General features: G+C 46.0%; 9 protein-coding genes. 4 read left to right on the plus strand and 5 right to left on the minus strand.

Going from position 1 to position 10952, the window contains the following annotated elements:
- Positions 1-538 (minus strand): signal recognition particle receptor subunit alpha (locus B3180_RS13110; RefSeq protein ID WP_286844999.1); only part of this gene is annotated, 538 nt, incomplete at its 3' end.
- 159 nt (positions 539-697) lie between these two features.
- Here B3180_RS13110 and B3180_RS13115 point away from each other — a divergent pair.
- Both B3180_RS13115 and B3180_RS13120 read left to right on the plus strand, forming a co-directional pair.
- On the plus strand, positions 698-1492 hold the full coding sequence (locus B3180_RS13115) for a cytochrome C assembly family protein (protein WP_273022279.1): 795 nt from the start codon (positions 698-700) through the stop codon (positions 1490-1492).
- Positions 1493-1560: 68 nt separating this feature from the next.
- Positions 1561-2859, plus strand: coding sequence for an HlyC/CorC family transporter (locus B3180_RS13120; protein WP_054488396.1), 1299 nt, complete (start codon positions 1561-1563; stop codon positions 2857-2859).
- Here B3180_RS13120 and B3180_RS13125 read toward each other — a convergent pair.
- Both B3180_RS13125 and gshA read right to left on the minus strand, forming a co-directional pair.
- Positions 2856-3494 (minus strand): hypothetical protein, encoded by a 639-nt coding sequence (locus B3180_RS13125; protein WP_054488398.1) that lies wholly within the window; start codon positions 3492-3494, stop codon positions 2856-2858. The genes B3180_RS13120 and B3180_RS13125 overlap by 4 nt on opposite strands.
- 126 nt (positions 3495-3620) lie before the next feature.
- The gene (gshA, locus tag B3180_RS13130) at positions 3621-5234 is read right to left on the minus strand and encodes a glutamate--cysteine ligase (RefSeq protein WP_222235544.1); all 1614 of its coding nucleotides are present in this window, start codon (positions 5232-5234) and stop codon (positions 3621-3623) included.
- 168 nt (positions 5235-5402) lie between these two features.
- Here gshA and B3180_RS13135 point away from each other — a divergent pair, with 168 nt between their 5' ends.
- Together B3180_RS13135 and B3180_RS13140 are read left to right on the plus strand one after the other, a co-directional pair.
- The gene (locus B3180_RS13135) at positions 5403-8003 is read left to right on the plus strand and encodes a response regulator (RefSeq protein WP_278358785.1); all 2601 of its coding nucleotides are present in this window, start codon (positions 5403-5405) and stop codon (positions 8001-8003) included.
- Positions 8004-8012: 9 nt separating this feature from the next.
- The gene (locus B3180_RS13140; protein ID WP_167336995.1) at positions 8013-8186 is read left to right on the plus strand and encodes a hypothetical protein; all 174 of its coding nucleotides are present in this window, start codon (positions 8013-8015) and stop codon (positions 8184-8186) included.
- Here B3180_RS13140 and B3180_RS13145 read toward each other — a convergent pair.
- Positions 8183-9310, minus strand: a complete 1128-nt coding sequence (locus tag B3180_RS13145) for a sodium ion-translocating decarboxylase subunit beta (RefSeq protein WP_222235546.1) — start codon at positions 9308-9310, stop codon at positions 8183-8185. The two genes, B3180_RS13140 and B3180_RS13145, sit on opposite strands and share 4 nt — an antisense overlap.
- A 1-nt stretch (position 9311) precedes the next feature.
- A partial coding sequence (oadA, locus tag B3180_RS13150) for a sodium-extruding oxaloacetate decarboxylase subunit alpha (RefSeq protein WP_286845002.1) occupies positions 9312-10952 on the minus strand: 1641 nt, incomplete at its 5' end.

Raw genomic sequence — 10952 nt, forward strand, 5'->3', positions numbered from 1 at the left:
GAGCCTGGGCAATGGCGGCATTAGCAATATCAACCGGCTTCTGCTCTGTCGTAGAAGGGAAAAACTCAACCCCAACCTGCTCAGCAAGCGTTTCCAACTGCTTAATAGCCGCAGGACGATACACATCGGCACTGACCACCATGACTTTTTTCTTCTGGCGTTCAGTTAGATATTTGGCCAGTTTGCCCACACTGGTGGTTTTACCCGCACCTTGCAGACCCGCCATTAAAATAACGGCCGGTGGCTGAGTGTTTAACTGCAACGGAGCATTGGCCTCGCCCATTGCCGCTTCAAGCTCAGACTGAACAATTTTTACAAATACCTGACCCGGCGTGAGACTTTTGTTCACCTCGGTGCCAACAGCCCGCTCTTTCACTTTGCCGATAAAGTCTTTGACCACAGGCAAAGCAACATCGGCTTCGAGTAAAGCCATGCGAACTTCGCGTAACGTTTCTTTAATATTGTCTTCGGTCAGTCGGCCCCGGCCGCCAATAGAATGCAGCGTTTGCGACAAACGTTCCGATAAATTCTCAAACATGTCGATCGTCTCTTATATTGCGATTTCTGACGGAAATAGTAATGGGGGCAGTATATCTGATTTGCAAGAAAGTTTCGCCCCGTAAGTATTGGGTTTAACTGACTGACATCGTATACTCATGACTACGAACAACTCAGAATCAGGGAATTCGAGCGCGTGATGCTCTCTTTATTGTTGCTAATCAGCTTATTGGGTTATAGCGCCAGCGCTTTTGTTATTCTGCGAAATATACTTAAAAACAAAACGCTTCACCCAACTTACCAAATTGTACCTGCTGCCTTGGCAGTCATCGCCCATGGTTGGCTCATCCTGCTGCAACTTTCTTACGACGACTTCGATCACATTAATGTCTCGTCAAGCTTAGCTATTGTGGCCTTTTTAATAGCCACCCTGACTTTGCTAAAAAATAATCAAGCCAGTAATTTATTTCTAAAGCCTGTTATTTATCTGTTTTCAGCCCTGACTACCGTGCTGTTAGTTTTCACTCCGGTTGACTGGGGCGCTGATATTAGTGCCGGGCATGGGTTAGTTTTTCATATTACCTTGTCATTGGTTGCTTACGGCATTTTAGCCTTAGCCACTCTTTACGCGTTACAGACAAGTTACTTAAACCGGGTTCTTAAGAATAGAAAAGGTCATATTCTCTTAAGCAAGCTACCGCCGTTAATGACCGTCGAAAAATATTTCTTCAACCTTCTGGCTTTAGGCACCTTTGTTTTATTTATTGCGCTTAGCTCAGGTTTTGTATTTTTGGACGATATGTTTGCACAGCAACAAGCACACAAAACTATTCTGACTAGCCTAGCCGCTCTTCTCTATTTAATTGCGGTAATTTTACATCGCGCATCGGGGTTACGTGGACGCATTATTGTTGTACTGACGGTTATTGCCAGCACTTTGCTTACACTGGGTTATTTTGGCAGTCGGTTCGTGAAAGATTTTCTCTTATCCTGAATGGTACTTGACTTCATCGCTGAGAACTCTACATTGTCACATTCACAGTTTAATTAAGGAATAACGCGTTGGACGAGATATCGACGGGCATGTTGCTCGTGATTTTAGCCGTACTGATATTTTTATCCGCATACTTCTCTGGCTCCGAAACTGGCATGATGTCTATCAACCGGTATCGGCTGCGCCACTTAGTACAAAATAATCACCCGGGTGCCAAACGTGTCCAGTATCTGCTTGATCGTCCTGATCGGTTGATAGGCTTAATTCTCATTGGAAATAACCTGGTCAATATCGGTGCATCAGCTATTGCCACCATACTTTGTCTACGCTGGTTTGGTGACGCTGGGATCCTTATCGCAACGTTAGGTTTGACCTTAATTATTCTCATTTTCTCAGAAGTCACCCCAAAAACGATAGCCGCCCTGCACCCTGAGCGTATTTCATTCCCAAGCTCTTTTATTTTACTGCCGCTACTAAAAGTCATGTACCCCATCGTTATTGGTATGAACTTCATCACCAATTCGTTTATGCGACTACTGGGCGTTAACCCAAAACAATCGCAAATGGCAGACGCCTTGAGTTCAGATGAGCTACGCACAGTGGTTAACGAAGCCGGAAACTTAATCCCGACTTCGCACCAGGAAATGTTGGTCAGTATTCTAGACCTTGAGAAAGTCACGGTTGAGGATGTCATGATCCCCCGCAACGAGATTGTCGGCATTGATATTAGTGACGACTGGAAATCTATTGTGAAACAGCTATCAAACGGCCAGCACACTCGCGTTTTGCTTTACCGAAATGAAATAGACGATGCTATTGGATTCCTGCACGCCCGCGATGTTATGCGGTTAATGAGTAAAAACCAGTTTACTGCCGATAAATCCATTTTAGTCCGCGCTGCACGTGACGCTTATTTTATTCCGGAAGGAACACCTCTGAATGTTCAGCTATTAAAGTTTCAACGACGTAAAGAGCGTATTGGCCTGGTTGTTGACGAATACGGCGACATTCAGGGTCTGGTGACTTTGGAAGACATCCTTGAAGAAATTGTCGGTGATTTCACTACGTCCATGGCGCCGGCTCCCAGTGAATCCGTTACTCTGGAAAGCGATGGCAGTTTCTTAGTGGACGGTTCCGCTAACTTACGCGAGCTAAACAAAGAAATGAATTGGGATTTTCCAATAGACGGGCCTAAAACCTTAAGCGGTCTGATTATTGAACAATTTGGTGATATCCCTGACTCCAGATTGTCGCTACGTTTAGGCGGTTATCCGGTAGAGCTCATCGAAATTGGCGACACCATGATCAAACAAGTCAGAGTTTTGCCTAAGCTTTACCGAAAACCAGATGTTCAATCTAATGATTAACCAAAGAACAATCGCCATAGCCAACCGCGTTTTAAATCTTCTTCGCATTTATTCAATTGTGCGGCATAAGTCATAGAGCGGCTTTTCACTACCCTGGATACTTTAACCAGCCAGGGTTTCTTCAAATAAGATTTTCTCTGATACCCACCCCAACCTTCGTGATAATTAAGGTATTGGCCGTAAGCATCCCATTTTGAGACGCCATTAATTTTGTGCGTTTTAGAAATAAACCAACCCATGAAGTCAATCGCGTCTTCAAAGTCGTCACGACTGGCCCAGCCATTACCGGTTTCTCGTTGATAATCTTCCCACGTCATGGTTTTAGCTTGTGAATAGCCGTAAGCTGAGCTGACTCTTCCCCAGGGAATGAAGCCCAGCAGGTAGTCTCTCGGAGGCAGAGCATTATGCTTAAATGAGCTTTCCTGATACATCATAGCCATTGGCACATGAATGGGAACTCCCCAACGCTCACGTGCATCGGCAGCGGCGTGATACCAATCTCGATGCTCTTCAAAAATATGGCAGACATTTTCCGGGTTCGCCGGTGGAGGTGTCGCGCAGCCGCTAAGCGTCACAATGAACAGCGCACTGGTTAACAGTTTCGGCTGAATAGGAAAAAAATATTTTATTGCCATTGAACTTTATTCACTCATTAAACTCTTAGTAATTGAATACAGGTTGTAACTGAGAAAATGCATTCATGTTCATCCCTGAACGTTTTGTTTAACGCAGTCCTTTTGGGCTGCGTTTTTTTATGTCTTTCAGTTAGATACCTGACCAGACTTTGCCGCCTGACTAAAATAATTTGCCAGAAAGGTATCAAAGTCAACTTTATTGTCTTGTTTGTAACGGTCTGCAAAAGCTTGTTCCGACTCTTGCGCCCATTTAGTAAAGTCACTCTGCACGTAATAACTTAGTGGCTCATTATTAGACTGCTCACGGTATTGCTTAGCTAATTGCATACCTAAACTGCTGTTGTCTCTATTTTGTTCTTTAAGCAGTCCTAAAATCTGGCCTGAAAGCGTTCGTTCCGGGTTCAAAACCCATTCATAGAGATCGGCTAAATGGTTTTGGTAGCGTTTATCACCTGCACTATCATCTAAAGCTTTTGCCAGCGGAGTAAAGTCAGCAAACAGCTCTTCTAACCAGTCCGCCATTAAACGGTCAATACCATTTTGTTGCAGACTCAGGCGCGGATCCCGACCCTGCATAACCACTTTAGTAAAGTTCTTATCAGCTTGTTGCTGTTGTTCCCAGCTCATGTCTTCACTTGGTTGCAACAAACAATACAGCAACATCAAATCAAGAAAATGCATTTGCTGAGCGGTAATACCAACATCGCTAAACGGATTTACATCCAGAGCTCTGATTTCAACATATTCTACACCGCCTCGCTCAAGAGCCTGACTTGGTGTTTCGCCGTCATGCGCGGTTTGTTTAGGGCGGATAGGTGAGTAAAACTCATTTTCTATCTGCAAAATATTATCGTTAAGTTGACGGTAGTCGTCGCCTACTTTTACACCAATTTTCGAAAACTGTTGAGACGGTGTTGTAATGGCTTTACGTAATCCTGAAACGTATTCCTGCAAAGAGTTGTAGGTTATCTTAAGCGTTGCCTGTTCTTTGTTGGTATAACCCAAATCACTCATTCGTAATGACGTACCATAAGGAAGATAAACGGTTCCTTTACCAACGGTCTCGAAATTCCACTTGTTCAGTATTTCCTCATTATTGGTCTGGCAGAAAAACGACTTACACAAAGCCGGAGAAGCTCCAAACAAATAAGGAATAACCCAGGCTATGCGCTTGAAGTTACGAATCAGTGCAAAATATTGATTAGTGCGAAAATCCTGGCTATTGCTAACGCCTTCAATCGCAGCCAGCTCTTCCCACATTTCATCGGAAACCGAGAAATTGTAGTGCACACCGGCAATGACTTGCATAGTGGCGCCATAACGATAGGTTAAACCGCGGCGATAAAGACTTTTCATTCGCCCGGAGTGAGAGTCACCATACTTAGCAATACGGATATCCTCATCAGACCCGATATAACAAGGCATGCTCATTGGCCATAACAGCTCATCACCAATAGCTTTATAAGTTACCCGGTGAATATCACGAAGCTGCTCAAGTGTGGTTTCAATATTACTTGCCACTGGGGTAATAAACTCAAGCAGATTCTCTGAGTAGTCGGTCGTAATTGTTGGGTGAGTCAGGGTTTTTCCTAACTCCTGCGGGTGATCGCCTGGTGCCAGCGTTCCATTTTCTTTTATGCGCAAAGCTTCTCGCTCAATACCACGCCCGATGCCCTGCCAGACTGCTGTTTTACCCGATTGCTTAAGCTTTTCGATAACTGCTTGAAATGTTGCTTGCAAAAGACAACTCCATTCACTGAGGCGGATAGTTTTCTGCCGATTAGCTTACTGGTAATTCGCTCAAAGGTCTATGTTTGTCACTGTTAATTTGCGTTCATACCTTGGCGATTCAGGCTCAACGTGGCAGACTACATGCCGATTATATAACCACTCGGTTACGGATTAACCATGAACTCATTCTGGACGTTTTTACAACTAATTTTTGTCATCCTTCAGGTAACCAGTCTGGCGTTGTACGCACTATTGCCTGCACCCTGGAGCGACACAGTATTAGTCGCAATGATATTGTTCAGTTTGATTATCGGTGTCGTTATTTGGTGGTGGTCGAGACGTAATGCTCTGACCGCACCTTTTCGTCAACCCTTTTTGTCGTCCGACTCGCTGCAACTGTTTGAGCAAGTATTTAATGATCTGCCAACACGGGTTTACTGGCGCGATCCTCAGCTTAAACTGCTGGGCGGAAACCGCGCCTTTGCAAACGATTTTGGCGTTACACCAGAGTCTTTAGCTGGTAAATCAGATGCCGAAATTGAATCACTTGCTGCTAATGACGTTTTACTGGAAAGAGATAAAAAGACATTTAGCCAGAAAGCCCCTTCTGTCAACGCAGAAATAGAACTGAAAGTTGACAATAAGAGCCAATGGGTAGAGCACTCCAGTGTCCCTCTTTACGATGATGACCATAATATTATCGGTATTCTTGGCAGCTACTACGATATTTCTGGTATTAAGTCGGTTGCTGAGGAGATGGAGAAAGCAAAAGAAACAGCTGAACGCGCTAACCAGTCAAAAGGCGAGTTTCTGGCTAACATGAGCCATGAAATTCGTACTCCAATTAACGCAATTGTGGGTATGGCAAACCTTTGTCTAAAAACAGAACTGAATCAAAAACAGAAACGCTATATAAAGGTCATCGATTCCTCGTCGCAGGCACTTCTCGGTGTCATCAACGACATTCTGGACTTTTCAAAAATTGACGCCGGCAAACTAACCGTTGAGCGAATTCCTTTTGATTTACAGGACGTACTAACCTCTCTTGCAGACATGTTTGCCTACCGGGCCTATGATAAAGATCTTGAATTCATCATTAATTTGCCGGCCAATATACCCACCCGCCTGATAGGCGATCCGCTGCGGTTGAATCAGGTTTTGGTTAACCTCATCAGCAACGCCATTAAGTTCACTGAAGACGGCGAAATTAATGTAGCGGTTAACTTGCTGGATAGCTCAAAAGACAATGTTCTGTTGCGTATTTCCGTCACCGACACCGGTATCGGTATGGATGAAGAGCAGCGAGCCAACCTGTTTAAAGCTTTTACTCAGGCCGATACCTCGACAACCCGAAAATATGGCGGAACGGGCCTTGGGCTGGCTATTTCCCGTCGCCTTATATTGCTTATGGGTGGCGATATCGGTGTCACCAGTGCGGCTGGGCAAGGCTCAACTTTTTACATAGAAGTGGAGCTCCCCCTACAGAAAGAACAAGACAACAGCCACCATCAATATCTTCTGCAAAAGCTCAGCGGCGTGCGTATTCTTGCCATTGATGACAACTTAAGTACTCGTGAAATGTTGTATGAAATGCTGCGCAGTTACCAGGTTGATGTAAAAGTTTGTCGCACTGCAGAACAGGCGTTGCAAGTTTTCCAGCAGTCCGTAGAAGAGGACAACCCTTATCAATTAGTATTAGTTGACTGGCGTCTCCCCGGCATGGATGGTCTTGAATTTTGCCAGACAATAACAGAACGTTACGCAGACGATGTTCGTCCTAAACTGACTCTGGCAACGGGTTACTATGCCGAAGAGTTATCGGAAAAGGCCAAACAAGCGGGAGTCAATGACATCATTTCAAAGCCTTTTACCGCGTCAACTTTGGGTAGGAGTCTGGCTTCGACGTTATTCCAACGTGAACTCCCTGATGAAAGCGATGCAGAGAGCGGCGAAGGTATCCCGGAGAGTATTCTGCGGGCCCCCATTTTGGTGGTAGAAGACAATGAAATTAATCAACAAGTCGCCAGAGAAATTCTTACAAGCCATAAGTTCAAAGTGGATATCGTAGAAAATGGGCAATTAGCCGTAGAGGCCGTTCACAACAAAAATTATTCTTTGGTTCTAATGGATATTCAGATGCCTGTCATGGATGGGCTTAAAGCAGCCCGGACCATACGTGCGGACTTTAACTATCAGCAGCTTCCTATCCTGGCAATGACCGCCAACGCAATGAGTGGTGATGAAGAGCGATCATTAGCCGCTGGCATGCAGGGGCACATTGCCAAGCCTATTGATGAGCAGCAGTTGATTAAAGCCATTATTAAATGGGCTGTTCCCGGCGACTACACGAATAATCAGCAGCCAGAAGTGCCTGCCGCTACTGAAGAGGATGAACCGGCTAAGCCACCCGTTCGTATACCACAGGTGAAAGGTATTGAATTTGAGGCCGCATTAAAACGGTTACAGTATAACGTAGAGCTTTACCTTAAGCTGGTTGAGCAGCTTTATGAAACGTACCAGGGCAGCGCAACCAAGGTCTCTGATTTTATAACCCGGGGTCAGCACGACAGCGCTCGTCGTTACTTTCATTCGTTAAAAGGCGCAGCGGCTAACCTTGGATTTACACAATTACAAAATAAAGCGGCTGATTTAGAGCAGTTTATGGCCGAAGGCAATATCGATAAAGTTGCCGACCAGATTACAGAACTCGAAAAGCGTTTACGTTATGCCCATCAGGCAGCAGTTGATTTAGAAGCCATTCAGCAACATCAGTCTTAAGGACTTGCCATGACAAGATACTTTTTTATTATTCCGTTATTACTGAGTCTGCTTTGGTTGCTGTATTTGCGCGCTAATGGCTGGAGTATCAAACAGGGTTATAAAGGCTTTGTATATATTGCAGTAATAAGCGCTGTCATCGCCGCTTTTTACACGGCGATGATGTTTCTTACCGGCCGTTAAACCAATGCCAGTAAAACGCCCGCAGCCACTGCTGAACCTAATACTCCGGCGACATTAGGGCCCATAGCATGCATCAGCAAGAAGTTTTGCTGGTTTGCCTGTAACCCAACTTTATTCACCACCCGGGCCGCCATAGGAACGGCTGAAACCCCTGCGGCTCCAATTAACGGATTAATCGGGTCTTTACTCAGTTTGCCCATCAGCTTCGCCATTAAGATGCCACTGGCGGTTCCAATGGAAAATGCCACCGCACCTAATACCAAGATGCCCAGCGTTTGGAAACTGAGAAATTGATCTGCCTGCAATTTAGAGCCAACAGCCAAACCAAGGAAGATGGTCACAATGTTAATCAGCTCGTTCTGAGTGGTTTTTGTTAAACGCTCAACCACACCCGATTCACGCATCAGATTTCCGAGACAGAACATGCCAACCAAAGGCGTTGCTGAAGGTAAAAACAACAACGTCAGGCCCATAGCTATTAGCGGGAAGAAAAGCTTTTCACGACGAGCTACCGGGCGCAGTTGCTCCATTTTAATCTCACGCTCAGCTTGAGTGGTTAGCAACTTCATTATCGGGGGCTGGATAATAGGTACCAATGCCATATACGAATACGCCGCGACAGCAATTGCCCCCAATAAATCAGGTGCCAGCTTTGATGCCAGGAAAATCGCTGTTGGCCCGTCAGCCCCACCAATTATAGAAATTGCAGCAGCATCCGACATCGAAAACTCAATGCCCGGTATCCCGTTCAGGGCAATAGCACCAAATAAGGTTGCAAAAATACCGAACTGAGCGGCACCACCCAAAAACAGCATTTTGGGGTTTGCCAATAACGGCCCGAAGTCGGTTAATGCGCCAACCCCCATGAAAATAAGCAACGGGAACATACCCGTATCGATGCCAATACTATAAACGTAATAGAGAACACCACCCGGCTCTGTGAAGCCGCCTAAAGGAATGTTTGCCAGAATTGCACCAAAACCTATTGGCAGCAGCAATAACGGCTCAAACTTCTTTGAAATTGCCAGGTACAACAACACACCACCAACAACAATCATACTGAGTTGGCCGAACGTCATTGCGGCAATGCCAGTGGTTTCCCATAAGATCTGCAGCTTATCCATATTAGCCTACCGTCACCAGAGCATCGCCGACGGTCACAGCATCACCTTCTTTCACGTGAAGAGACTGAACCTTACCGTCTTTCTCCGCTTTAATGTCGGTTTCCATTTTCATCGCTTCCAATACCAGCACAACATCGCCTGCTTTAACCGTTGATCCCTCTTTGGCGACCACCTTAAAAATGTTACCGGCCAGCGGCGCTTTAATGGTTTCTCCCTCACCAGAGCTTGATTCACCGGAGGCGTCGGACTGCGTTTCAGATGACCTAGTCTGTTCGTCAGATGAGGCTGACTTCACTGAATCTAACTTACCTGTAGGCCCAACTTTGACGTTATAGCGTTTACCGTCAACTTCAACTTCGTACTGCTCGACACTACCCGTTGTTGCAGGCGCTTCTTTTTCTTTGGCCTCAGCTTTTTCTTCAGGCTCTTCACCCGGCGCAGGTTCAAAAGCATCGGGGTTATCGCGATTTTTAAGAAACTTCAAACCAATTTGAGGGAAGAGTGCATAAGTCAGAACATCATCCACAACGTCATCAGCAAGACGAATATCTTCATCAGTTGCTTTATCTTTAAGTTCTTTCGTGAGTGCATCCAGTTCGTTGTCCAGCAAATCTGCCGGACGACAGGTAATGGCTTCTTCACCATCCAGAACTCGTTTCTGTAGCTCTTTATTCACCTCTGCTGCAGTCGCGCCGTATTCACCCTTCAAAACGGCAGCTGTCTCTTTAGAGATGTTGGAGTAACGCTCACCGCTCAATACGTTCAGAACCGCCTGGGTTCCTACTATTTGTGACGTTGGTGTAACCAGAGGAATAAAGCCAAGGTCTTCGCGTACTTTGGGAATTTCTTCCAGTACTTCATCAAATTTATCCAGTGCACCCTGTTCTTTCAGCTGGCCTTCCATGTTGGTCAACATACCACCCGGAACCTGGGCCAGAAGAATGCGTGCATCGACGCCTTTTAAAGAGCCTTCGAATTTCGCGTACTTCTTCCGCACGTCACGGAAGTAGCTGGCTATCTCTTCAAGCAGATTCAGATCAAGACCAGTATCACGATCGGTACCTTCAAGAATCGCAACCACGGCTTCGGTCGGCGAGTGACCGTAGGTCATGCTCATTGAGGAGATGGCCGTATCAACGTTATCAATACCGGCTTCCGCCGCCTTGATTGCGGTCGCAGTCGACATACCGGTTGTTGCGTGACACTGCATGTGGATCGGGATATCCAGCTCTTTTTTCAGGCGGCTGACCAGATCAAATGCGACGTAAGGCTTGAGGATACCGGCCATGTCCTTGATCGCAATTGAGTCGGCGCCCATATCCGCGACTTCTTTTGCCAACTCGACCCACATTTCAATGGTGTGCACCGGACTGGTGGTATATGAAATGGTGCCCTGAGCGTGTTTGCCGGTTTTGCGAACGGCCTTGATGGCAGTTTCCAGGTTACGGGGATCGTTCATGGCATCGAAAATACGGAAAACATCGACCCCGTTTTCAGCGGCCCGCTCGACAAACCGTGACACAACATCATCAGCGTAGTGGCGATAACCTAGTAGGTTCTGGCCTCGCAGAAGCATTTGCTGTGGAGTATTCGGCATTACCTTCTTGAGTTCCCGAATGCGCTCCCAGGGGTCTTCGCCCAG

The sequence above is a fragment of the Idiomarina sp. UBA4206 genome, assembly GCF_002383015.1.
In the GTDB taxonomy this organism is placed as follows: Bacteria; Pseudomonadota; Gammaproteobacteria; order Enterobacterales; family Alteromonadaceae; genus Idiomarina; species Idiomarina abyssalis.